A 22,827-nucleotide genomic window follows, 5' to 3' on the forward strand; every position below is an offset into this window, starting at 1 on the left:
GGAAGCGGGGAAAGCATGGCCGACGATAACATTTCCGCCCGGCTGGTCGAGATCGAGGCGATGCTCGACCGCTCGCGCCGCCGCTTCGACGAGGGCGCCAAGCTGGTCGAGGAAGCGCACAAGGGGATTGCGGAGCTGCACCAGCAGCTGCTCGGCGCGCCGCCCAGCGGTGCCCAGGACGACGGCGACGAGGTCGCCTCGCGCCTCCTGTCCACCCTGCGCGCCAGCGGCGGCGAGATGCCGGCCACCCTGTGCGGCGGCCGGCTGGCGGTGGACCAGGTGCAGCGCCTGATCCGCATCGATGGCCACCCGATCGCCATCACCGAGATGGAATACCGCGTGCTGGAGCTGCTCGCCTTCGCCCGCAACAACGTCGTCACCCGCACCATGCTGCTGAAGCACCTCTACCGCCGGGCCGACGACCAGCCGCAGCCCAAGATCATCGACGTGTTCATCTCCAAGCTGCGCAAAAAGCTGCGCCTGGCGTCCAATGGCGCGGAGTTCATCGAGACCATTCCCCAGCGCGGCTGGATCCTGCGCGACATCACCCCGGCGAACGCCGCGGCCTGAGCGGGACCGCTCCATCGCGGAGCGGTCCTTCACTTTTCGTTAGCCATTCACGCCCAGACCGGACGGCATGGCGCATCCTCTTCCCCGCACCGAGTCGCCGGCGCTCCCGCTCGAGGGCGCACACGCTGCCGCCCACCTCGCCAGCATCCGCCAGGCGCTGCGTGCCGCCGACCTGATGGCGGGCAAGACCAGCGCGGAACTCACAGAGTCGCTCGACGTCACGCAGGTCTGGCCGGAACTGCCGCCGCTCCACCGCGACGTGTTCGCCCGCCGCTCGCAGCGCGTGGCGGACCGGGCGATCGGCGGGCTCGAGCTGCTGATGACCACGCCGAACCCGGCCGCTGCCGAGCGCCTGTCCGACGACCTACGCGCCGGTCTGGCCGAGGTCGAAGCGCTGTTCCGGAGGCGCTAGGCCGCCGGACCAAGCTCCTTGGGCATGCCGGCGTCGGCACCCCACTCGCTCCAGCTCCCATCGTACAACCGGGTCCGGTCGTTGCCGAGCAAATGCGCGGCGAAGATCAGGCTGTTCGCGGTCACGCCCGACCCGCAGCTGGCGACGAACGGCCGCGTCGGGTCCACCCCAGCACCCGCGAACGCCGCCTGGAGCTCCTCGGGTGAGCGAAACGTACCGTCGTCCCGGTACATCGCCGCATAGGGCAGGTTGCGTGCGCCGGGCATGTGTCCCGGGGCCACGCCGGGTCGCGGGTCCGCTTCCTCGCCCGTGAAGCGTTTGGCACCCCGGGCGTCGACGATCGGCAGGCCGGTGCCGCGCCGCACCTCGTCCTTGTGGACCACCTCGCCCGGCCGCTCCGCCACGTCAAACCGAGCGACCCGCTCCGCCGGACAGCCGCGCTCGGTCGGCCTCCCTTCCGCCACCCACTTGGCCAGCCCACCATCCAGGATCGCGACCTGAAGGGCACCGAAGTGCCGCAGCATGAACCATGCCCGTGCCGAGGTCCGCAGTGCGCTGTCGTCGTAGATTACGATCCGGTCGCCACTGCCGACGCCCAGGTCGCCCATGGCGCAACCGAACAGCTCCGCGGACGGCAACATGTGCGGGCAGTCGGAGTCGTGATCCGACAGCGCATCGATGTCGAAGAAGCGTGCCCCTGAGATGTGGCGCGCCTCGTACTCGGCCCGGGCATGCCGGTTGGCGGACGGCATATGCCAGCTTGCATCCAGCACGACGAGGTCCGGAGCACCCAGTTCGCTCGCCAGCCACTCCGTCGACACCAGATCCTGCATCAGCCTCTCCCGCGGTAGCTCGCCACTCCTTGGTCCGGCACCCACAAGCCCTCGGGCGGTGCGCCCGACTGCCAGAAGACGTCGATCGGAATGCCGCCGCGAGGGTACCAGTAGCCGCCGATCCGAATCCAGCGCGGTTTCATCTCCTCCTGAAGACGCTGGCCGATCCCGACCGTCACATCTTCGTGGAACCCGCAATGGTTCCGGAAGGAGCCCAGGAACAGCTTCAGGCTCTTCGACTCCACGATGGTCTCGCCCGGCGCATAGTCGATCACCAGGTGCGCAAAATCGGGCTGGCCGGTGACCGGGCACAGCGACGTGAACTCGGGCGCGGCGAAGCGCACCAGGTACAGGCTGCCCGCCCGCGGATTGGGAACGTAGTCGAGCTCCGCCTGCTCCGGCGAGCCAGGCAGGGGCGTCGACTGGCCAAGGTGCTTGGGCGTCATCGGATCGCCGCCTCGCGCGGCTCGAGCGGCTCGTCCGCGGCTGGAGCCGAGCGCGCCGCCCGGCTGGTCCAGGCATAAAGGCCGGCGACCAGCGCGGTGAACAGGACGATGCCGAGCGGGATGGCCAGCGGGAAGTCCTCCACCACTGCCAGCACCTCGCCGGCGTTTTCGCTGCCGGCCTGCTCGGCCGCCGCGACGATGCCGGCGTAGAGCACGCCCATCAGGCTCTCGCCGACAATCAGGCCGGTCGCCATCAGAGTCCCGATCCGCTCGGCGAAGCCCGGGTTGGACTGCCGCTCGGCCCAGCGATTGTACAGCCAGCCGGCCAAGGCGCCGATCGGGATCAGCAGCGTCAGGTCCATTGGCAGGTAGATGCCCATGCCGACCGCCAGCGCGGGCAGGCTGTACTTGCCCGTGCCCCGGCGCAGGCCCTCGTCGATAATGATCACGACCACCCCGATAATCGCACCCGTGCCGATCAGTCCCCAGTCGAGGCTGCCGCCCAGCACGCCCTGCGCGATGGCCGAGATCAGCGCCGCTTGCGGGGCCGCCAGCGCGTTCGGGCCGGCGCCCGGCGCCCCCTGAAAGCCGAAGGCGCTGTTCAGGAGGTCCAGGATCGGCGGGATCACCAGTGCGCCGAAGATCACGCCCAACACCAACGCCACCTGCTGCCGCCACGGAGTCGCGCCGACCAACTGCCCGGTCTTCAGGTCCTGGAGGTTGTCGTTGGAGATGGTCGCCACGCCGAAGATGATGGCGGTGACGAACAGGGCGAAGGCGACCAGGCTCTTGGTCGCGGTCGCATCGGCCGCGCCTTGGCCGAAGAGCGCCGCGAGGATCAGCGAGATACCCAGCACGCTGAGGATGCCGACGCCCGAGATCGGGCTGTTGGACGCGCCGATCAGCCCCGCCATGTAGCCGCACACCGACGCAATCACGATGCCCGCGCCCAGGATGTAGAGGATCGACAGCGTCAGCGTCGTGCCCTCGGCACTCGCGATCGGACCCGATTGCGCGAACGCAGCAAGCAGCAGCGCGATCGGGATCATCGCCAGCAGGATGGTGCCGCCGACAATGGTGATCGGCAGGTCGCGTTCGGTCAGCGCCAACGTCTCGCCGCCCTGCCGCGCACGGTTCGCAGCCAGCGCGTCCTTGATGCCCTTCACGATAGGCCCGATGATCTTGAGCAGGGTCCAAATGGCGGCAACGCCAATGGTGCCCGCGCCGATAAAGCGGACCTGGCTGCGGAAAGTGGTGGCGACCACCTCGTCCACCGCGCCGCCGGCAGCCAGCGGACCTGCCGTCAGCCATGGCAGCAGGCCCAGGCGGGCGATCAGCAGGCCGACGATCATCGCGATGCCCACCGCCATTCCGACCAGGTGACCGACGCCGATCAGCGCCATGGACAGGCTGGCCGACGCGCTGGTCGCGCCGCTGCCCAGGCGAAAGCTCTTCTCCGCGGCTTCGGCGACCACCCGCGTCTTGGCGAACATGAAGTAGAAGGCGGACACGACCGAGGAGATGACGATGGCGGTCAGGCCCCGTCGGTTCTCCTCAGCGCCCCCGACGCCAGCGCCGACCTTCAGCACCTCGGCCGCGGCCACGCCTTCGGGGTACGGGAGGTCGCTGCCGGTCACCAGCGCGCGGCGCAGCGGCACGGAGTACATCACCCCCAGGATGCCGCCGACCCCGATCACCGCCACCGACAACCAGTAGGGGAAGCCCGTCCACCAACCGACCATGATCAGGCCAGGCAGCACGAAGATGATCGCGCTCAGCGTGCCGGCCGAGGACGCGATCGTCTGGACGATGTTGTTCTCCTGGATGGTCGGATCCCGGAACGCCCGCAGCACCGCCATGGAGATCACCGCCGCCGGAATGGAGGTGGCGAAGGTGATCCCGATCTTCAGCCCCAGGTAGACGTTGGCGGCCGTGAACAGCACCGTGAGGAAGGCGCCAAGTATGATCCCGCGTAAGGTGAGTTCCTTCAGCGGAACGGCAGCGCCGCGCGGCGCGTCGGCGGTAACGGTAGCCATATCGGTGCTTACTCCCAGCCGCTCGCCAGGAAGCGGGTTGCAAAGGCGCAGTGCAGGGCGACACCCCGTTGCAGCCAGTCTTCATGGATCGTCATCTTGCCATTGTGCAGCGGCGCGCGCGGGCCCGGCTCCTCGCCCGGAGGCGCGACGCCGAGGAACGCCATCGCGCCGGGCACGCGCTGCAGCACATAGGCGAAGTCCTCGCCGCCCATGATCGGGGTCGGCATCTCGGCATATTGGTCGGCCCCGAACAGGTCGGCCGCGATCTCGCTCACCAGTCGGGCCGCCCGCGGATCGTTGACGCAGGCGGGGTAGCCCGTGTCGATCCGCACTTCGGCCGTGCATTCGTGCGCGGCGGCAACCTGGGTCACGATGCGCTCGAACGCCGCCTTGCCGGCCTCCCGCCGCTCGTCCGACAGCGTGCGGAGCGTGCCTTTGATCTCCACCGTGTCGGGCACGATGTTGTAGGCCGTTCCGGCGTGGATCTGGGTCACCGACAGGATCGCCGGGTCGAAGAAGGGCGTGCGCCGGGCGATGAACGACTGCGCCGCGCTGACCGCCTCGCAGGCGACCGGGATCGGATCGATCGCATCGTACGGCATCGCCGCATGCCCGCCGCGTCCCTTGATCGTGGCGTTCAGTGCATCGGTCGACGCCAGCAGCGCGCCGGCCCGCGTGGTCACTACGCCGCCCGCAATATTGGGAAAGATGTGCAGCGCGAACGCACCGTCCGGCCGCGGATCGTCCAGCAGCCCGTCCTCGATCATGAAGCGGGCGCCGTGGTGCCCTTCCTCGCCCGGCTGGAACATGAAGATGATTGTGCCCGCCAGGCTCGCCTGCTGCGCGCACAGGATCCTCGCCGCGGATGCCAACATCGCCGAATGCGTGTCGTGTCCGCAGGCGTGCATGTTGCCTTCAACCGTGCTGGCGAAGGGCAGGCCCGTCTCCTCGCGGATCGGCAGCGCGTCCATGTCGCCGCGCAGCAGCACCGTCCGACCCGGTTGTCCGCCCCGGAGGATCGCGACGAAGCCGCTCGTGGACTTGCTGTCCCGGATCTCCAGCGGCAGGCCGTCCAACGCGCCCTTCAGCTTGGCCGTGGTCCGGTCGCAGTGCAACCCAAGCTCCGGATCGGCATGGATCGCCCGGCGAAGCTGGATCATCTGGTCGAACTCCGCGGCGGCGGAGGCACGGAAGTCGGTGTTGAGCAGCGTCATGGGTCCACCTTGCGGAAGCGGATCGCGGTGTCAAAGCGAACCAGCAGGAGCCGGTCTCCGTCTAGTATCAGCGGCTCCCCCTTGAACGCAGCCTTGCCGAGGTCGTTCGGCTTGAACCTGAACACCAAGCGGTGCCCGAACCGAGCATCCAGCCGCACCGCGCCTTGGGGCTCCACCGGATAGAAGGGTACGGCCGGAACCACCCGGTCCGGGTATGGCCGCTCACCAAGGGATACCAGCCCGTCGCTCATCGCCTTGGCAACTTCGGGCGCTGCCTTCCCAGTGCTGTAGAGCAGGACGTCATAGCTGCCCTGATAGCCGAAGCCGGGCGGCTCCAGCTCTACCCGCAGCTCGCCCTTGGGTAGCCGCTGGTCGCTGACCAGCTCGAAGGCGGGCGCCACTGGCATTGGATCGCTGGTCAGGATCACCCGGTCGCTGCGCAGCTCCCACTTGCCCGCGCCGGTCTCGTCCGCTGCGCCGTAGCTCAACGCGTAGCGGAAGTGGCCGTTCGCCCGCAGCTCCAGCCCGCCGGCCATTTCCATCTGGTCGGTACGCCATTCGCCAACGAGCGCGGCAGCGGCCGGCGGCGGCGCGCTTACCAGCAGAAAGGCGAGCAGAATGGGCATGGAGCAGTGGTGCGCCCCCGAAAGGGCGCTGGCAAGGCTCCCCCTAGATCACTCCGACCTTGCGGCCCGCGGCCTCGAACATGCCCAGGATCTCGCCTACCTGCGCTCCCGAATGCTCCGCACACAACGAGCAGCGGAGCAGCGTCATGCCCTGCGGAGTTGCTGGCGGGCGGGCCAGGTTAACGTACAGGCCCTCGTGCAGCAGCGCTTCCCACATGGCCGCGCCGCGCTCGAGGTCGGGCATGATCACGGCGATGATCGCACTCTGCGGCTCGTCCGTGCCCAGCGTAAAGCCGAGCTCCTTCAGGCCCCCGTGCAGCCGCTTGCTGTTCTCCAGCAAGTGGGTGCGCTTGGCCCCGCCGCTCATTAGTTTGCGGATGGAGGTGGCGGCGGTCGCCACGACGCTTGGCGGCAGGCTGGCGGTGAACACGTAGGGGCGGCACACCAGCCGCAGGATTTCGAACTTGGAATGGTTAGACACGCAGAAGCCGCCAACGGTGCCGACCGACTTCGAGAAGGTGCCGATGATAAAGTCGACGTCATCGATGACGCCCTGCGCCTCGGCCACGCCGCGCCCATGTTCGCCGATGAAGCCCATCGAATGGGCCTCGTCGACCAGCACCATCGCGCCCGCCTCCTTGGAGACCGCAACCATCTCTTTAAGTGGCGCGATGTCCCCCAGCATTGAATAGACGCCCTCCAGCACCACCAGCTTGCCGGCGTCCGCGGGCAGGCGCTTCAGGCGCTTTTCCAGCGCCTCCACGTCATTGTGCCGGAAGGGCACGATCTGCGCGTTACCAAGCCCGCACCCGTCGTAGATCGACGCATGGCTGTCGGTGTCCAGGATGACGTAATCGTCCTTGCCGGCCATGGTCGAGATGATGCCCAGGTTCGCCTGGTAGCCGGTCGAGAAGACCATCGCATGGTCCATCGCGTAGAACTCCCGCAGCGCGTCCTCGCACTCGCGGTGGCCCTGATAGGTGCCGTTCAGCACTCGGCTGCCGGTGGTCCCCGACCCGAACTCGTCCAGCGCCTGCTTGCCGGCGGCGATGACGTCGGGGTCGAACGTCATGCCCATGTAATTGTAGGTGCCGAGCAGGATGGTGCGGCGGCCGTTGCAGATCGCGACGGTGGGGCTTTCCACCCGCTCCATCACCAGGTTGAACGGGTCGGTGAGGCCGCCCGCCAGCAGCGCCGCCCGCTGGTCGATCAGCGGCTGGAACTTGTCGAAGAGGTCCGGCGCGGTGCCGCGCACGCTTGGGCGGCCCGCCTGCGCCGTCATCTCGAGACCGGGATCGGTCACGCGGACGCCGAGCCTTGCAGTTCGCCCACGGCGTCAACCAGTTGGCCGACCGTCTCGATTTCGGCCGCGCGGTTCATGGTGATGATGATGTCATATTCGTCCTCGACGGCGGCGACGAAGTCCATCACCGTCAGGCTGTCCCACTCCAGGTCTTGGGCAAAACGGGTGGCCTCGGTCACCTCCACGCCCTTCTTGTTGAACTCCTCGATCAGGCGGAGGATCGTTTGCAGCCGTTCGTCGCGGTCGGTCATGGTCGTGGGTCCTAGTTGGCGTGGCCGCCACTGGCAACGCCATGCGGCGGTAATGGGGCAGGCTGTGTTCTCCCAGATGGGCTAACCCATCGCCTGTGTTGCGACCGGTCCTGCACGAGTTCACTTATGATTAACCGACTCGATTTGTGCAGGAAGCTGTCGAGCCGGCCGTAGGCGTTCCCGCTGGTGACCAAATAGGGGGTCCACGATGAGGAACTTGAGCTCGAAGGCGCTCGCGCCAATCACGTTTTCCGTGTTCCTGCTGACCGGAACCGCAGGGCTGGCGCTGCCGGCCTTTGGTGACTGGAGCGCCCCCGCAAGCCTTGAAAGCTTGCCTGGCTCCTCGTCCGCGCTGAACACGCCGGCGGTCGACGGCTGCGCGACTCAGGCGCCGGACGGCCTCAGCATCGCATTCAACTCCAACCGTGCCGGCTCTCAGGACATCTACATCGCCCGCCGCCGCAGCACGAGCGAAGGCTACGGAGCGCCGCAGCGGCTGCCCGCGCCAATCAACCTCACCACGTCGAACGAATTCTGCCCCACGCTCCGCCGCGGCGGCCGCCTGTACTTCTCCAGTACGCGGACCGGCGACACCGGCGAGCTCTACGTCACTAGGGAAGGGCCCAAGGGCTGGAGCACGCCGGAACCCGTGCCGAACGTCAACACTGCGCTCGAGGAGGAAAGCACCGCCTTCTACGAGGACGAGGCCGGGCGATCGGTCATGTTGTTCTCCCGCCGAAACGACGACGGCAGCGGCGGGCAGATCTACCAGAGCGTGGAGGGCGGCACCCCGACGCTGGTCGAGGGAAGCGTGAACGCGGCTGGGTCAAACAACCGGCCCAGCATCACGCACGACGGCCGCACCATCTTCTTCGACTCTACCAGGGCCGGCACCTTGGGCGGACCCGACCTTTATTACGCGACACGGGAGCGCGCCGCGGGTCCGTTCGGGCCAGCCATCCACCTGAGCTCGCTCAGCTCGCCCCAGTTCGATGCGCGGGCGAACATCAGCTGGAACGGCACCACGCTGACCTTCTCGTCGGCTCGTGCGGGCAGCGAATCACCCGCGCCCGACATGTGGTTCGCCAGCCGCGAGCGGGACAACCGGATGGAGTTCCGAGAAGCGCCCGGCCGCTGACCTGTCGCCCGGCGGGCTTCCCGGCCGGGATTGCGCTTGAGCGGCCGTTCTCGCTAGGTCGCATGATGACCTCGCTTCCGCCCTATGCCGAGCTGCTCCGCCTCCGCACGGAGGAGCTCGGGGACGACGCCATCCAGTTCGTCATGCCGTGGCACGACGACGTGATGGGCCGGCCGCAGTTCCTGCACGGCGGCGCCATCGCCGGACTGCTGGAATTCGCGGCCTTTGGCACGCTGCGGCGGGCGACCGGGGACGAGGTGGTGGTGACCAAGCCGGTCACGGTCACCGTCAATTACATGCTCGGCGGCCGCGACCGCGACACCTATGCAGCGGCGGTGGTCGAGCGGCTCGGGCGCACCATTGCCAATGTCGAGGCGTTCGCCTGGCAGGACAGCCGCGACACCCCGATCGCCAGCGCGCGCATCAATTTCCTGCTGGAGCGTCAGTAACCCGCGATCCGGGCGACCTCGCCAGCGTGGTAGCGCCAGTCGCCGAACAGCCGGTCGAGCACCGCCTGCCGCTTCATGTACAAGCCAATGTCATGCTCGTCGGTCATGCCGATGCCACCGTGCATCTGCACGCCCTCCTGCACGGCGAGTGCCGCCGAGCGGCCAGCCTTGGCCTTGGCGACATGGGTCATCAGCTCGGCGCGCTCGTCGCCGCGGTCGATCAGCTCGGCCGCCTTGTAGGCCGCGGCGCGGGCGATCTCGATCTCGCTGAACAGGTGCGCGGAGCGGTGCTGAAGTACCTGGAACTCGCCGATCAGCTTTCCGAACTGCTTGCGCGCCTTCAGATATTCGGTGGTCATGTCGGCCGCGCCCGAGGCGAGGCCGACAAGTTCCGCGGCCGAGCCCGCGCGGCCGGCGGCCAGCGCCCGCGACAAGGGCGCCCAGCCGTTGTCCACTTCGCCGACCACCGCGTCGGCATCCACCTCAACCTTTTCGAGCGTCAGCCGCGCCGCCTTGCTGGCATCGGCCAGCGTGACGTTCTCGACCTCCATGCCCTTCGCGTCGCGTTCGACCGCGAACAAAGTCAGCCCCTCGCGCTCGCCGGTCGATCCGCCGGTCCGTGCCGCGACCAGGATCACGTCGGCCGAGGCGCCATGCACCACGAACTGCTTGGACCCGCTCAGGGTGAAACCGTTGCCTGACCGCGTCGCGGCAGTCGCAACTGTCTCGGGCCGATGGTGCTTGCCCTCGTCCACCGCCAGCGCCGCGACCGTCTCGCCCGCGACGATGCCGGGGAACCAGCGATCGCCCTGCGCCGTGCCCCCCAGCGCCCGCGCCGTCGCCACCGCGGTGGTCAGGAACGGGGAGGGCGTCAGGTTGCGCCCGACCTCCTCTAGCACCAGCGCCGCTTCCGTCGCGCCGAGGCCGAGCCCTCCCTTGTCCTCGGGAATGGCGATACCGGTCAGGCCCAGTTCGGCGAACTGCTTCCACAGCCCGTGGCCGAACCCGTCTTTGCACCCGGTATCGCGCCAGTGGCGCAGCTGCTGCTTGATCGTCCCTTCCTCGGCCAGGAAGGACTTGGCCATGTCATGCAGCTGGCGTTGATCGTCGGTCAGAAGGGTCAAGTTCTTACGCTCCCGGCAGGCGGAGGATGTGCTTGGCGATGATGCCCAGCTGGATTTCGCTGGTGCCGCCCTCGATAGAATTGGCCTTGGTCCGCAGCCACTCGCGCGCCGGCTTGCCCTTGCGCGTGCGCTCGCTGTCCCACTCCAGCGTGTCCGATCCGCCGGCCGCCATCACCAACTCGTGCCGTCGCTTGTTCAACTCGGTCCCCGAATATTTCATCATGCTCGGCATCGCCGGGTGCGCCTCCCCGGCCTTCAGTTGATCAATAAACCGCTCGCTCATCGCCGCGAATGCCAGCGCGTCGACGTCGAATGCCGCAATTTCGGCCCTGAGCGCTGGATCGTCGATATCGCCGACCGACTTGCCCAGCAGCGCCGCGCCGCCGCCCAGCCCCATGCCGCTGATCATCTCGCGCTCGTGCCCGAGCAAATACTTGGCGACGTCCCAGCCCTTGTTGACCTCGCCCACCACCTGGTCCTTCGGCACCTTCACGTCGTCCATGAAGGTCTCGCAGAACGGCGAATAGCCGCTGATCAGCAGAATTGGCTTGGTCGACACGCCGGGCGATTCCATGTCGAACAGCAGGAAGCTGATGCCACCATGCTTCGACTCGGTCGAGGTCCGCACGAGGCAGAAGATCCAGTCGGCCTGGTCGGCGTAGCTGGTCCACACTTTTTGACCATTCACGAGATAGTGGTCGCCCATGTCCTCGGCCCGGGTTTGCAGGCCAGCGAGGTCGCTGCCGGCGCCCGGCTCCGAATAGCCCTGGCACCAGCGGATCTCGCCGCGCACGATTGGCGGCAGGAAGCGCTGCTTCTGCTCCTCAGTTCCATACTTCAGCAGCGCCGGCCCGAGCATCGAGATGCCGAAACTGTTCAGCGGATTGCGCGCGCCGATCCGCCGCATTTCCTCCTTGAGGATCTTGGCCTCGGCCGGCAACAGCCCGCCGCCACCGACCTCGCGCGGCCAGTCCGGAGTCGTCCACCCGCGCTCAGCCATCACTTGGAGCCAGCGCTTCTGCGCTTCCGACTGGAACTCGAAGTTGCGCCCGCCCCAGCAGACGTCGTCCTCCGATTTGACCGGTTGCCGCATCTCCGGCGGGCAGTTGGCCTCCAGCCAGGCGCGGGTTTCGGTGCGGAATTGATCGAGGTCAGCCATGACACTTGTTTCCTTCTGCAACGCATCCTAGCGCATCGAAGCGACAAGTTAATAGGAGGGCCAAGTGGATTTCGACCTGACCGAAAGACAGGCCCACTTTCGCGACCGAGTACGCGACTTCATCGAAACGCACGTCCGCCCCGCTGTCCCCGGCCTCGCGGCCGAGCTCAACAGCGGCGACCGCTGGCACCACCTCGAAGGCCTCGAACCGCTCAAGCAGCAGGCCAAGGCCGCCGGCCTGTGGAACCTGTTCATGCCGCCCGGCGGCGCGCTCAGCCACGTCGACGAAAGCTTCCAGTTTGAAGGCGAGCAGCTCACCAACCTCGAATATGCGCTGTGCGCCGAGGAGATGGGCCGCGTCGGCTTCGCGTCCGAAGTGTTCAACTGCTCCGCGCCCGACACCGGCAACATGGAAGTGCTGCACCGCTACGGCACCCGTGCGCAAAAGGACCAGTGGCTCACGCCCCTGATGCGCGGCGAGATTCGCTCCGCCTTCCTGATGACCGAGCCGGGCGTCGCCAGTTCCGACGCCACCAACATCCGCTGCGAGATCGCGCGGGACGGCGGCGACTACGTCATCAACGGCAAGAAGTGGTGGTCGTCCGGCGCCGGTGATCCGCGCTGCAAGGTCGCCATCCTGATGGGCAAGACCGACACCGAAGCCCGCAAGCACCAGCAGCAGTCGATGATCCTGGTGCCGATGGACGCGGCCGGAATCACCGTCGAACGCTACCTCAGCGTCTATGGCTTCGACGACGCCCCTCACGGCCACATGGAGATTCGGCTGGAGAACGTCCGCGTCCCCGCCGACAACCTCCTCCTCGGCGAAGGCCGCGGCTTCGAGATCGCGCAAGGCCGCCTCGGGCCGGGCCGCATCCATCACTGCATGCGCACCATCGGCGCGGCCGAGGAAGCGCTGAAGCTCATGGTCCAGCGCCTCAACAGCCGCGTCGCATTCGGCAAGCGCATCGGCGAACACAGCATCTGGGAACAGCGCGTCGCCGAGGCCCGGATCGAGATCGATTGCTCGCGCCTCCTCTGCCTCAAGGCGGCCGACCTGATGGACAAGGCCGGCAACAAGGCCGCCAAGGCCGAGATCGCCATGATCAAGGTCAAGGCGCCCCGCATGGCGCTCCAGATCATCGACGACGCGGTTCAGGCCTACGGCGGCGCCGGCGTCAGCCAGGATACGCCGCTTGCCCACATGTGGGCCGGCATCCGCACCCTGCGCTTGGCCGACGGCCCCGACGAGGTCCACAACCGCTCGATCGCGCAGATCGAATACGGCAAGCACGCCTCCATCGACCCGCAGGTGCCGTGATCTTCTCAGCGGACCTGTCGCTCGTCCTGAGCGGAGGTCCGGAGGACCGTAGTCGAAGGGCGCCCTTCGACTTCGCTTCGCTCCGCTCAAGACGAGCGAGATAGGAGACCCAAGTTGAACTCTCTTTTCGATCTCACGGCCAAGACCGCCATCGTCACCGGCTCCTCCCGCGGCATCGGCCGGGCCATCGCCGAGGAACTCGCCGCCCACGGGGCCAACGTCGTCATCTCCAGTCGCAAGCAGGACGCCTGCGAGGAAGTCGCGAACGAGATCAACGCTCGCGGCGCTGGCAAGGCGATTGCGGTCGCCGCATCCATCTCCGACAAGCACGCGCTCCAGCACCTGGTCGACGAGACCCGCCGTCAGCTCGGCCGCATCGACGTCCTCGTCTGCAACGCCGCCTCCAACCCATACTTCGGGCCGATGGCCGGCATCACCGACGACCAGTTCCGCAAGATCATGGACAACAACGTGCTGTCCAACCACTGGCTGACCAGCATGGTCGCGCCGGAGATGGTGGAGCGCGGCGAGGGCTCGATCGTGGTCGTGTCGTCGGTCGGCGGCCTGACCAGCTCGACCGTCATCGGCGCCTACAACATCTCCAAGGCCGCCGACCTGCAGCTGGTCCGCAACCTCGCCGCCGAGTTCGGGCCCAGCGGCGTGCGGGTCAACGCCATCGCTCCTGGCCTGGTCCGCACCGACTTCGCGCGCGCCTTGTGGGAGAATCCCGACATCCTCAAGCGCGTGACCTCCATTGCCGCCCTGAAGCGCATCGGCGAACCGCGCGAGATCGCCGGCGCCGCCGTATTCCTCGCAAGCTCGGCGGGCAGCTTCGTGACCGGCCAGACTCTGGTCGTGGACGGCGGCTCGACCTTCGGCGCCGGGTTCTAACCGTGAGCGTGGAGCCCGAGAACCGCCACCACCCGCGCCTCGAGGGCAAGGTCATCATCGTCACCGGCGCCGGTTCCGGCATCGGCAAGGCGACGACCGAGCTGTTCCAGCAGCATGGCGCCACGGTCATCGCGGCGGACCTGACGGGCGCCGACCACCGGGCCGATGCGGGCAACGAAGAGGATATCGTCCGCCTCGTCTCCATGGCCCGGGAACAGCATGGCGCCCTGCATGGCTTCTTTGCTAATGCCGGCATTTCGGGCGGCCTTGCCTCGATCTTCGAGCAGACCGTCGAGGACTGGCAGGAGATCCTCCGCGTCAACCTGATCGGCCCTTTCCTAGCCATCAAGCACGCTGCGCCGGTCATCAAGGAACAGGGCGCGGGCTCCATCATCTGCACCGCGAGCGTCGCGGGACTGCGCTCCGGCGCCGGCGGCCCCGCCTATTCGGCGTCAAAGGCCGGGGTCATCAGCCTCGTTAAGACGGCCGCGCAGCAGCTCGCCGGCTCCAACGTCCGCGTCAACGCCATCTGCCCCGGCCTCATCGAGACCGGCATGACCGAGTTCGTCTACGAACGCGCCCGCGCCAAGGGGCAGGAGGACCGCCTCGGCCACCTCAACCCCCTGCGCCGCGGCGGCGTGCCCCGCGAGATCGCGCAAGCGGCGCTGTTCCTCGCCTCGGACGAGAGCAGCTACGTCAACGGCCATGCGCTGGTGGTGGACGGCGGCCTGTCCTCGTCCCACCCGTTCAATCGCCAGGACTACGGCCGCACGGCCATCTAACGCACGGAGACACTAGTGACCTCGCCCATCAGCACGCAGAAGCACGGCCACGTCCTCATCGTCACCTCGAACAACCCGCCGGTGAACGCGCTCGGTGCTGCCGTGCGCCAGGGGCTCGTCGCCGCGATCGAGGAAGCGGAGGCTGCCAATGACGTCGCGGCGGTGGTCATCCGCTGCGAAGGCCAGACCTTCTTCGCCGGCGCCGACATCACCGAATTCGGCAAGCCGCCGGTCATGCCGTGGCTGCCCGAGGTCGTCGACCGGATCGAGAACTGCTCCAAGCCGGTGGTCGCCGCAATTCATGGTACTGCGCTCGGCGGTGGGCTCGAGGTAGCGCTGGGCTGTCATTACCGTGTGGCGGTGCCGACGGCCAAGCTCGGCGTCCCCGAAGTGAAGCTCGGCCTGCTGCCGGGCGCGGGTGGCACCCAGCGCCTGCCACGTGTCGCCGGCGTCGAGAAAGCGCTGCAGATGACCACAAGCGGCACTCCGATCGGCGCCCAGGAAGCCTGCGATGCCGGCGTGGTCGATCGGATCATCGAAGGCGACTTGCTGCAGCACGCGGTTGCCTACGCCACTGAGGTTGCGCAGGTCCGTCCCCTGCCCAAGACAAGCGAGCGGCAGGACAAGGTGGAGAACGTCGACCCATCCGTGTTCGATCAGTTCATCCAGGCCAACGCCCGCACCTTCAAGGGCTTCGAAGCGCCCATGAAGAACCTCGAAGCGGTTCGCGTCGCCACCCAGAAGCCCTACTCGGAAGGCGTGCTCGAAGAGCGCAAGCTGTTCATGGAACTGATGAGCGGCACCCAGGCCAAGGCCCAGCAGTATTTTTTCTTCGCCGAGCGCAAGGCAGCCAAGATCGAGGGCGTCGCCGACGACGTGAAGCCCCGCGAAATCCGTAAGGTCGGCGTGATCGGCGCCGGCACCATGGGGGGCGGCATTTCGATGAACTTCCTGTCGGCCGGCATCCCCGTCACCATCGTCGAAATGGCGCAGGACGCGCTCGACCGCGGCACCGGCGTGATGCTCAAGAACTACCAGGCGAGCGCAAAGAAGGGCCGCTTTACCGAAGCTCAGGTCGGCGAGTTCATGGGCCGGCTCAACCCGACCCTCAACTTCGACGACCTCGCCGACTGCGACCTCATCATCGAGGCGGTGTTCGAGCAGATGGAGATCAAGCAGGAGATCTTCGGCCGCTTGGACAAGATCGCCAAGCCGGGCGCCATCCTCGCCAGCAACACCAGCTACCTCAACATCGACGAGATCGCCGCCGCGACCTCGCGGCCGCAGGACGTGGTCGGACTGCACTTCTTCTCGCCCGCCAACGTGATGAAGCTGCTGGAAGTGGTGCGCGGCGCGAAGACTGCGGACGACGTGCTGGTCACCGCCATGGCGCTGGCCAAGAAGATCAAGAAAGTCGCGGTGGTGGCGGGCGTCTGCTACGGCTTCATCGGCAATCGCATGCTCATCCCGCGCCAGATGGAAGCGACCAAGCTCCTGCTCGAAGGCGCCACCCCGGCGCAGATCGACAAGGTCCATACCGACTTCGGCATGCCGATGGGGCCGTTCCAGATGGCCGATCTCGCCGGCGTCGACATCGGCTGGCACCGCGATCCGACCCGCATCGAGAACATCCGCGACGCCCTCTGCGCGCAGGACCGCTGGGGTCAGAAGAAGGGCGCGGGCTTCTACGACTACGACGAGAAGCGCCGTCCGTCGCCGTCGCCCAAGGTGCAGGAGATCATCGAGGACTTCCGCGGGAAAGCCGGCGTGCAGGCGCGCGAGATCAGCGACCAGGAGATCGTCGAGCGGACGCTCTACACGATGGTCAATGAGGGCGCGAAGATCCTGGAGGAGGGCATGGCTCAGCGCGCGTCCGACGTGGATGTGGTCTGGATCTACGGCTACGGCTGGCCGGTCTATCGTGGCGGTCCGATGCACTGGGCTGACAGTGAAGGTCTGCCGAAGATCGTCGAAGGCCTACGCCGCCAGGAAGAGCGGATGGGCAAGGACTTCAGCTTCTCCCAGCTCCTGCTCGACAAGGCAGAGCGCGGCGAGAAGTTCACCGGGCGCTAGGCGTTCGGGCGCGCAGTGTCGGCAACAGCAGCGCCGACACTGCCGCGACGCCGGCGCTGGCGATGAAGGTCGCGGCGGGACCCTGCACCTCCCACAGCCACCCCGCCGCCAGGCTCGCCAGCAGCGCGGCAACGCCCGTGGCGAAGTGGAACAGTCCAAAGGTGGTCGCCCGCAGCCGCTCCGGCGCCGCATCGGCGATCAGCCGGGCGAACAGCCCCTGCGTCAGCGCCATGTGCCCACCCCACAGCGCCACGCCGACCGCGGCCGTTATCAGCCCGCCGCCGAACGCCAGCACCAGGTCGCCGGCTACCAGCATGGCGATCCCGCCAGCCAGGATCAGCCGCGGATCACGTCGGTCGCTCAGCGCTCCCGCTGGGTAGCTCAGCAGCAGGTAGGCCAGGTTGAACAGCACCAGCGTCAGCGGAGCCAGTGTCGGCGACAGTCCCGCATCGGCGCCCTTGAGGATCAGGAAGCTCTCCGAGCAGCGCGCCAGCGTGAAGACGAACGCAACCGCGATGATCAGCCGGCACGACCGATCGACCTGCCGGAACCCGTGCAGCAGCGCCTGCGGCTTGCCCGTGGCCGCGTGCCGCGCAGGCTCCCGCAACGCCAGCCAGGCCAGGGTCACGCTCGCAATGCCGGGGATCACCGCCATCCAGAACACCGCCCGGATATTCTGCGCCAGCGCCCACATCAGCGCTACGGCGGCGAGCGGCGCCAGAAAGGCGCCCATGGTGTCGAGGCTCTGCCGCAGCCCATAGGCAGCACCCCGGATCTCCGGCGCCGTCTCGTCCGCCAGCATCGCATCCCGCGGCGCGCCGCGGATGCCCTTGGCGGTGCGATCGACCAGGCGCGCGCCGAGCACGGTCAGCGGGCTGCCGGCCAGCGCGAACAGCGGCTTGGTCGCCGCTGCCAGCCCGTACCCCAGCAGGATCCACGGCTTACGCCGCTGATTGCGGTCGCTGAGCCGCCCCGACGCCAGCTTGGCGAAGCTCGCCGTCGCCTCCGCCACCCCGTCGATGGCGCCGAGCACCGCCACCGACGCGCCCAGTGTGACAGTGATGAACAAGGGCAGCAGCGCGTGGATGATCTCGCTCGACAGGTCCATCAGCAGGCTGACGAAACCGAGCACCCACACGGTGCGGGGAAGGGCGGCGCGCGACACGGCCCGTCTTAACCGCCGCATTACAGCGGCGCTACGACTTCAGTGCGCCTCGCCGGTGATCCATTGCCCCAGACGCTGGGTGAGCGACCGGCGCGGCGCGGGCACGAACACGGTCTGCTCAGGGGCGGCGACCGGCTCCGCGGCCGTCTGGTAGAAGGTGAGGTTCTGCGGCATGCGCGGACGCAGGGTTTCACGACCACGCATCAGGTCCTCGGCCATCCCCAGCGCCCGGTGAACGTCATTGCCGGTGAACGGCTTCAACAGGCAGCCAAGCGCCAAGTCCGGCATCGGAAAGCTGGGCGCCTTGCCGCTGACGAACAGGCAGGGGACGCCATCATCGTTCAGCCGCGCCGCGACGGAAAAGCCGGTGCTGCCACGCGCGAGGTGCAGGTCGACCAGCGCCAGATCCGGCCGCTCACGGGCGGCGATGTCCAGCGCACCTGCGGCATCGTCGGCCAGCCCGACCACCCGGTAGCGCGGATTGTCTTCGACCAGATATTGCAGGGTCGCCGCCAGTTGGCTGTCATCTTCCACGATCAGAATCTTCAGCATCTCACCCCCCGGTGGCGCATGTCTGTGGATAAGGTTGCGGATAAAGACGGGGATGAACATGGCCCCGACGCACGTTATCGCCGAGCAGAGTCAGTGCAGCGCCGGAACGAGCTCCGCCGGCGCGAACAAGAAAGGGGCCCACCCGCCTGGCGGATGAGCCCTTTCGAAATCAAACCCGCGAACTCAGGCGCGGTAGAAGATGTGCGCGCCGATCTTCTCGACCTTGCTCAGCCGCCGGCCCCAACCGGGCGCGACATAGTCGGCATGGTACCATAGGACGTCGTCCGGCAGCGCGTCGGCAAGGCGCTGTTTGGCGATGCGCGCGATCGCCTGGGCATAGCTCCAGGACGCGCTCTGCGTATTGATGCGCGGGAACTGGCCGCCGCGAACGAAGCTGAACTGCCAGGGCTGCTTGACCACGCCGCAATAGCTCGTCGGATATTTTCCCGACGCCGCTCGGTTCATCACCACTTCCGCGACTGCCAGCTGACCGTCGAACGGCTCACCACGAGCCTCGAAGTAGACGGCGGTGGCGACGCAGTTGGCTTCCTCGTCGAGCGCGGCGCCCGTCATGTTGGCCCAGACCAGCGGCCATAGCCCGGCATGGGTTACCGCCGGACGGACCGCAACCGCTCCTGCCGGAGCAGTGGTGGCGCCGGAGACCGGGCGAGGAGTGGTCGACAGGATGGCCGCGCGGGCGGACGGCAGCGTCACGCTGACGCTGGTTGCCGGTGTCGCGATCGTGGTCGCCTGGGTAGCCGGGAGTGATGAGATGGTCGGTGTGGCCGCCATGGTGGCGACCTGGGCGGCGGCGGGCGAAGCGCTGCCGATGGCAAGGATGCACGCAGCCGCAATGACCGACGCACCGCCGGCCCCAAAGAAACGGGTCATTCTATCTCGTAACCTGGCGGCCGGGTCGGGTCCGTACGGCAGCGCTCGTATGGCGCTGAAAGGGACCACTCACCGTCCGACTTGCCCTGGAGCGCCGGAAACGCCGGCCGGCTCCTCGCTCTCGAAATCAGTAGCGTCTAGATACTGATGGTTGACGCCCGCTCAACCATTTCGCGTTGAACCGAGCCAGCGTGCCGATGAGCGGCAGGAACATTTCCCATTGCGGGACAGGTATTTGGACGAGGCGAAAGGCTGGAGCGATGAGCCGTGAAACAAGCTCGAACGCTCCAGCGAATCGGTTCAGGCCGCTTCGGCCTTGCGCGACGCGCGCTTGCGCTCGTGCGGATCGAGATAGCGCTTGCGGATGCGGATCACCTTGGGCGTGACCTCCACCAGCTCGTCGTCCTGAATATAGGCGATGGCCTGTTCCAGCGTCATGCGGCGCGGCGGCGTCAGGCGGATGCCCTCGTCCTTGCCCGATGCACGGAAGTTGGTCAGCTGCTTGGACTTGAGCGGGTTCACCTCAAGGTCCTGCGGCTTCGCATTTTCGCCGATCACCATGCCTTCGTAGAGCATGTCGCCGGGCGAGATGAACAAGACGCCGCGCTCTTCCAGCATGTTGAGCGAGTAGGCCACGGCTGCGCCGGTCTCCATCGAGATCAGGACGCCGTTCTGCCGCCCGGTGATCGGGCCCTTGTACGGCCCGTACTTCTCGAACAGCCGGTTCATGATACCGGTACCGCGCGTATCCGACAGGAACTCACCATGATAGCCGATCAGGCCGCGCGACGGAGCCGAGAAGGTCACCCGGGTCTTGCCACCGCCCGACGGACGCATGTCGGTCATCTCCGCCTTGCGCATGGCCATTTTCTCGACAACCGTGCCGGCGAACTCGTCGTCGACGTCGATCACCACCGTCTCGTACGGCTCCTCGCGGCCGTTCGGGCCCTCGCGGAACAGCACGCGCGGGCGGCTGATGCCCAGCTCGAAGCCTTCACGGCGCAGGGTCTCGATCACCACGCCCAGCTGGAGCTCGCCGCGGCCGGCCACTTCGAAGGCCTCGCCGCCTGGGGTTTCGGTTACGCGGATCGCGACGTTGCCCTCGGCCTCGCGCTCGAGTCGCTCGCGAATTACGCGGCTCTGCACCTTGTCGCCATCCTTGCCGGCGAAGGGGCTGTCATTGACCGCGAACGTCATGCTCAGCGTCGGCGGATCGATCTCGCGCGCATGAAGCGGCTCGGTGATCTGAGGCGTGCCGATGGTGTTCGACACGGTCGCCTTCATCAGGCCCGCGATTGCGACGATGTCACCCGCACCGGCAGTTTCGACCGGCACCCGCTCCAGCCCTTGGAAGGCGAAAAGCTTGGTGACGCGGCCGTCCTCGACCGTCTTGCCGTTGACGTCCACTGCGCGGATGGGATCGTTGATGTTGAGCGTGCCGCTCTCGATCCGACCAGTCAGGATGCGGCCGAGGAAGTTGTCGCGATCCAGCAGCGTCGCCAGCATCTTGAACTCACCGCCACGATCCAGCGCCGGGGCCGGAACATGGTCCACGATTTTCTGGAAGAGCGGGGTCAGGTCGCCCTCGCGCACCGTGTCCTCGGCCCCCGCATAACCGGCCCGGCCCGAGGCGTAGAGCACCGGGAAGTCCAGCTGCTCGTCGTTCGCCTCAAGGTTGAGGAAGAGCTCGAACACCTCGTCCAGCACCTCGGCCGGGCGCGCGTCGGGACGGTCGATCTTGTTGACGACCACGATCGGCTTCAGGCCGAGGCTCAGCGCCTTGCCGGTGACGAACTTGGTCTGCGGCATCGGTCCTTCAGCGGAGTCCACCAGCAGGATCACGCCGTCGACCATCGACAGAATGCGCTCCACCTCTGCGCCGAAGTCGGCGTGGCCCGGCGTGTCGACGATGTTGATGTGCGTGCCGTTCCATTCGACCGAGGTGCACTTGGCCAGAATGGTGATCCCGCGCTCCTTTTCGAGATCGTTGGAGTCCATCGCCCGCTCTTCGACGCGCTGATTGTCGCGGAAGGTGCCGGACTGGCGGAACAGCTGGTCGACGAGGGTCGTCTTGCCGTGATCGACGTGGGCGATGATCGCCACGTTGCGGAGGGTCATGCAGATTTCCTTGGGAAAAGTTGCGCGGCCCATAGCCGAACTGCTGCAGCGCAGCAACACGCCCGGGGAGGCCGTTTCGGACCCGAACGGGCAATAACGCGTTTATCGCCCAAGCTCCTGCAGCAAACCGAGAACAAGAACCGTGCAACGTCTGACCGCTGGCGCCGCGTTCGCGGCGGCGCTGATCTCGCTCGTTCCCGCCGTCGCCAGCGCGGCGACGTCTGCCGAGCTGGCTCCGGCGGCCAGTGTCGAGCGCTTCATGGGCGCGCGCCGACAGCAGCCGCTGTGGCTGGCCGACCCAGCCGCAACCGAGCTGCTGGTCGACCGGCTGCGCACGGCTCGGCTCGACGGGTTCGCCCGCGGCCCCGAATTGGCCGAGGCAGCCCGTGCGGCCTTGGCAAAGGCGCGAACCGGCGACCGCCGCGCCGCGCGCGAGGCGGAGCGGCTGCTGACCTCTTCCTGGATCCTCTACGTCCAGGCGCTGCGCTGGCCGGCGAAGGGCGTCGAGTTCGCCGACCCCCGGCTCGCGCCAGCCATCCCGGTGGCGGCCGATGTGCTGCGCCAGCTCGCTGCCGCGCCTTCCCTAGCCAGCCACGTCCGCGCGGTATCTACCGTGAACCCGACCTATGCCGCGCTCCGCGAAGCTGCGATTGCGGCCGGTGACGATCAGGCGGTGCTCGCCCGTTTGCGGCCGAACCTCGACCGCGCGCGCATGCTTCCGGCAGACGGCCGGTTCATCCTGGTCGACCTCGCCAGCCAGCATCTCACCATGATGGAGGACGGCCAGGCGGTCGACACCATGAAGGTGGTGGTCGGCAAGACGGAGATGCCCACGCCGCTACTGGCCGGGACCGTCGCCCGCGCGACCTTCAATCCCTACTGGAACATCCCGGTCGACCTAGTCGCGCACACCGTGGCGCCCGGCGTGCTCAAGAACGGCCTGCGCTGGTTCGCGGGCAAGCATTACGAGGCCCTCTCGGGCTGGGGCCCCGATGCCCAGGTGCTCGATCCCGCGCAGATCGACTGGCAAGCGGTCGCCGACGGCCGGACCGAGCTGCGCGTCCGCCAGCGGCCTGGCCGCGGCAACATGATGGGGGCGATGAAGTTCGAGTTCCCCAACACGCACGGCATCTACCTGCACGATACGCCGGAGCGCGCGCTGTTCGCGAAATCGGTGCGGACCTTCTCGTCAGGCTGCGTGCGGCTGGAGGATGCGGCGCGGCTCGGGCGCTGGCTGCTCGGGCGGGAGCCGGTGGCCGACAGCTCGCAGCCGGAACTGACGGTCGCGCTGCCCCGGCCGGTGCCGGTGTACATCACCTACCTGACCGCCAAGGTGGAGAACGGGCGACTGGCCTTCAGCGATGACATCTACGGCCTCGACGCCAAAGCGGAGCAGCGCCTCGCGAGCCAATAGCGCGCGGCCCCATTGCTCTTGCGCGCGGGAGCGCTTCTAAGTCGCCGGGCAGTTTTCGA

22 protein-coding genes are annotated in these 22,827 nt (G+C 67.6%); 9 read left to right on the forward strand and 13 right to left on the reverse strand.

Features of this window, described 5'->3' with window-relative positions; all coding sequences use genetic code 11:
• Positions 1 to 15 precede the first annotated feature (15 nt).
• Positions 16 to 570, forward strand: a complete 555-nt coding sequence (locus OMW55_RS01380; RefSeq protein WP_264880241.1) for a winged helix-turn-helix domain-containing protein — start codon at positions 16 to 18, stop codon at positions 568 to 570.
• A gap of 67 nt (positions 571 to 637) precedes the next feature.
• Complete coding sequence (locus OMW55_RS01385) at positions 638 to 982, forward strand: hypothetical protein (protein ID WP_264880242.1); 345 nt, start codon at positions 638 to 640, stop codon at positions 980 to 982.
• Here OMW55_RS01385 and sseA read toward each other — a convergent pair.
• From sseA to OMW55_RS01420, 7 genes are read right to left on the reverse strand one after another with little or no spacing between them, the layout of a single operon-like run.
• Positions 979 to 1,815 carry a 3-mercaptopyruvate sulfurtransferase gene (gene sseA / locus OMW55_RS01390; protein ID WP_264880244.1) on the reverse strand — a complete coding sequence of 279 codons (837 nt, stop codon included), beginning with the start codon at positions 1,813 to 1,815 and terminating at the stop codon, positions 979 to 981. The genes OMW55_RS01385 and sseA overlap by 4 nt on opposite strands.
• The gene (gene queF, locus OMW55_RS01395; RefSeq protein WP_264880246.1) at positions 1,815 to 2,261 is read right to left on the reverse strand and encodes a preQ(1) synthase; all 447 of its coding nucleotides are present in this window, start codon (positions 2,259 to 2,261) and stop codon (positions 1,815 to 1,817) included. Before queF ends, sseA begins: the two co-directional genes overlap by 1 nt.
• Complete coding sequence (locus tag OMW55_RS01400) at positions 2,258 to 4,297, reverse strand: OPT family oligopeptide transporter (protein WP_264880247.1); 2,040 nt, start codon at positions 4,295 to 4,297, stop codon at positions 2,258 to 2,260. The genes queF and OMW55_RS01400 overlap by 4 nt, the downstream gene beginning before the upstream one ends.
• An 8-nt stretch (positions 4,298 to 4,305) precedes the next feature.
• Positions 4,306 to 5,511: a M20 metallopeptidase family protein gene (locus OMW55_RS01405; protein WP_264880248.1), complete on the reverse strand. Its 1,206-nt coding sequence runs from the start codon at positions 5,509 to 5,511 to the stop codon at positions 4,306 to 4,308.
• Positions 5,508 to 6,137 carry a hypothetical protein gene (locus tag OMW55_RS01410; RefSeq protein ID WP_264880249.1) on the reverse strand — a complete coding sequence of 210 codons (630 nt, stop codon included), beginning with the start codon at positions 6,135 to 6,137 and terminating at the stop codon, positions 5,508 to 5,510. The genes OMW55_RS01405 and OMW55_RS01410 overlap by 4 nt, the downstream gene beginning before the upstream one ends.
• 43 nt (positions 6,138 to 6,180) lie before the next feature.
• Positions 6,181 to 7,419 (reverse strand): serine palmitoyltransferase, encoded by a 1,239-nt coding sequence (spt, locus tag OMW55_RS01415; RefSeq protein ID WP_264881966.1) that lies wholly within the window; start codon positions 7,417 to 7,419, stop codon positions 6,181 to 6,183.
• A gap of 17 nt (positions 7,420 to 7,436) precedes the next feature.
• Complete coding sequence (locus OMW55_RS01420) at positions 7,437 to 7,691, reverse strand: acyl carrier protein (protein WP_264880251.1); 255 nt, start codon at positions 7,689 to 7,691, stop codon at positions 7,437 to 7,439.
• A 208-nt stretch (positions 7,692 to 7,899) separates the two neighbouring features.
• Here OMW55_RS01420 and OMW55_RS01425 point away from each other — a divergent pair, with 208 nt between their 5' ends.
• Positions 7,900 to 8,829 (forward strand): hypothetical protein, encoded by a 930-nt coding sequence (locus OMW55_RS01425; protein ID WP_264880253.1) that lies wholly within the window; start codon positions 7,900 to 7,902, stop codon positions 8,827 to 8,829.
• A gap of 62 nt (positions 8,830 to 8,891) precedes the next feature.
• Positions 8,892 to 9,278 (forward strand): PaaI family thioesterase, encoded by a 387-nt coding sequence (locus OMW55_RS01430; protein WP_264880255.1) that lies wholly within the window; start codon positions 8,892 to 8,894, stop codon positions 9,276 to 9,278.
• On the opposite strand, the gene OMW55_RS01435 is transcribed toward OMW55_RS01430, so the two are convergent.
• Both OMW55_RS01435 and OMW55_RS01440 read right to left on the reverse strand, forming a co-directional pair.
• Complete coding sequence (locus tag OMW55_RS01435; RefSeq protein ID WP_264880256.1) at positions 9,272 to 10,402, reverse strand: acyl-CoA dehydrogenase family protein; 1,131 nt, start codon at positions 10,400 to 10,402, stop codon at positions 9,272 to 9,274. The two genes, OMW55_RS01430 and OMW55_RS01435, sit on opposite strands and share 7 nt — an antisense overlap.
• 4 nt (positions 10,403 to 10,406) lie before the next feature.
• Positions 10,407 to 11,561, reverse strand: a complete 1,155-nt coding sequence (locus tag OMW55_RS01440; protein ID WP_264880257.1) for an acyl-CoA dehydrogenase family protein — start codon at positions 11,559 to 11,561, stop codon at positions 10,407 to 10,409.
• Positions 11,562 to 11,625: 64 nt separating this feature from the next.
• Here OMW55_RS01440 and OMW55_RS01445 point away from each other — a divergent pair, with 64 nt between their 5' ends.
• From OMW55_RS01445 to OMW55_RS01460, 4 genes are all read left to right on the forward strand, one after another.
• A complete protein-coding gene (locus OMW55_RS01445; protein ID WP_264880258.1) occupies positions 11,626 to 12,882 on the forward strand; it encodes an acyl-CoA dehydrogenase family protein in 1,257 nt (418 codons plus the stop codon).
• A gap of 114 nt (positions 12,883 to 12,996) precedes the next feature.
• On the forward strand, positions 12,997 to 13,773 hold the full coding sequence (locus OMW55_RS01450; RefSeq protein ID WP_264880259.1) for an SDR family NAD(P)-dependent oxidoreductase: 777 nt from the start codon (positions 12,997 to 12,999) through the stop codon (positions 13,771 to 13,773).
• A 2-nt stretch (positions 13,774 to 13,775) separates the two neighbouring features.
• Positions 13,776 to 14,555 (forward strand): SDR family NAD(P)-dependent oxidoreductase, encoded by a 780-nt coding sequence (locus OMW55_RS01455; RefSeq protein ID WP_264880261.1) that lies wholly within the window; start codon positions 13,776 to 13,778, stop codon positions 14,553 to 14,555.
• A gap of 15 nt (positions 14,556 to 14,570) precedes the next feature.
• Positions 14,571 to 16,628, forward strand: a complete 2,058-nt coding sequence (locus tag OMW55_RS01460; protein ID WP_264880263.1) for a 3-hydroxyacyl-CoA dehydrogenase NAD-binding domain-containing protein — start codon at positions 14,571 to 14,573, stop codon at positions 16,626 to 16,628.
• On the opposite strand, the gene OMW55_RS01465 is transcribed toward OMW55_RS01460, so the two are convergent.
• The 4 genes from OMW55_RS01465 to typA form a co-directional block, all read right to left on the reverse strand.
• A complete protein-coding gene (locus OMW55_RS01465) occupies positions 16,615 to 17,793 on the reverse strand; it encodes an MFS transporter (RefSeq protein WP_264880265.1) in 1,179 nt (392 codons plus the stop codon). The two genes, OMW55_RS01460 and OMW55_RS01465, sit on opposite strands and share 14 nt — an antisense overlap.
• A 39-nt stretch (positions 17,794 to 17,832) precedes the next feature.
• The gene (locus OMW55_RS01470; protein ID WP_264880266.1) at positions 17,833 to 18,345 is read right to left on the reverse strand and encodes a response regulator; all 513 of its coding nucleotides are present in this window, start codon (positions 18,343 to 18,345) and stop codon (positions 17,833 to 17,835) included.
• A 183-nt stretch (positions 18,346 to 18,528) separates the two neighbouring features.
• Complete coding sequence (locus OMW55_RS01475; RefSeq protein ID WP_264880267.1) at positions 18,529 to 19,236, reverse strand: cell wall hydrolase; 708 nt, start codon at positions 19,234 to 19,236, stop codon at positions 18,529 to 18,531.
• Positions 19,237 to 19,536: 300 nt separating this feature from the next.
• A complete protein-coding gene (gene typA / locus OMW55_RS01480; protein WP_264880269.1) occupies positions 19,537 to 21,354 on the reverse strand; it encodes a translational GTPase TypA in 1,818 nt (605 codons plus the stop codon).
• Between the two features lie 142 nt (positions 21,355 to 21,496).
• Here typA and OMW55_RS01485 point away from each other — a divergent pair, with 142 nt between their 5' ends.
• Entirely contained in the window at positions 21,497 to 22,768 is a 1,272-nt protein-coding gene (locus OMW55_RS01485; RefSeq protein WP_264880270.1) for a L,D-transpeptidase family protein, read from the forward strand.
• The last annotated feature ends 59 nt before the right edge of the window (positions 22,769 to 22,827 follow it).

The organism is Sphingomonas arvum (assembly GCF_026013565.1).
GTDB classification, from domain to species: Bacteria; Pseudomonadota; Alphaproteobacteria; order Sphingomonadales; family Sphingomonadaceae; genus Sphingomicrobium; species Sphingomicrobium arvum.

Coding starts and splice junctions, on each gene's coding strand:
- OMW55_RS01380 (WP_264880241.1), top strand. CDS start 16: ATGGCCGACGATAACATTTCCGCCCGGCTGGTCGAGATCGAGGCGATG.
- OMW55_RS01385 (WP_264880242.1), top strand. CDS start 638: ATGGCGCATCCTCTTCCCCGCACCGAGTCGCCGGCGCTCCCGCTCGAG.
- sseA (WP_264880244.1), bottom strand. CDS start 1,815: ATGCAGGATCTGGTGTCGACGGAGTGGCTGGCGAGCGAACTGGGTGCT.
- queF (WP_264880246.1), bottom strand. CDS start 2,261: ATGACGCCCAAGCACCTTGGCCAGTCGACGCCCCTGCCTGGCTCGCCG.
- OMW55_RS01400 (WP_264880247.1), bottom strand. CDS start 4,297: ATGGCTACCGTTACCGCCGACGCGCCGCGCGGCGCTGCCGTTCCGCTG.
- OMW55_RS01405 (WP_264880248.1), bottom strand. CDS start 5,511: ATGACGCTGCTCAACACCGACTTCCGTGCCTCCGCCGCCGCGGAGTTC.
- OMW55_RS01410 (WP_264880249.1), bottom strand. CDS start 6,137: ATGCCCATTCTGCTCGCCTTTCTGCTGGTAAGCGCGCCGCCGCCGGCC.
- spt (WP_264881966.1), bottom strand. CDS start 7,419: ATGACGGCGCAGGCGGGCCGCCCAAGCGTGCGCGGCACCGCGCCGGAC.
- OMW55_RS01420 (WP_264880251.1), bottom strand. CDS start 7,691: ATGACCGACCGCGACGAACGGCTGCAAACGATCCTCCGCCTGATCGAG.
- OMW55_RS01425 (WP_264880253.1), top strand. CDS start 7,900: ATGAGGAACTTGAGCTCGAAGGCGCTCGCGCCAATCACGTTTTCCGTG.
- OMW55_RS01430 (WP_264880255.1), top strand. CDS start 8,892: ATGATGACCTCGCTTCCGCCCTATGCCGAGCTGCTCCGCCTCCGCACG.
- OMW55_RS01440 (WP_264880257.1), bottom strand. CDS start 11,561: ATGGCTGACCTCGATCAATTCCGCACCGAAACCCGCGCCTGGCTGGAG.
- OMW55_RS01470 (WP_264880266.1), bottom strand. CDS start 18,345: ATGCTGAAGATTCTGATCGTGGAAGATGACAGCCAACTGGCGGCGACC.
- OMW55_RS01475 (WP_264880267.1), bottom strand. CDS start 19,236: ATGACCCGTTTCTTTGGGGCCGGCGGTGCGTCGGTCATTGCGGCTGCG.
- typA (WP_264880269.1), bottom strand. CDS start 21,354: ATGACCCTCCGCAACGTGGCGATCATCGCCCACGTCGATCACGGCAAG.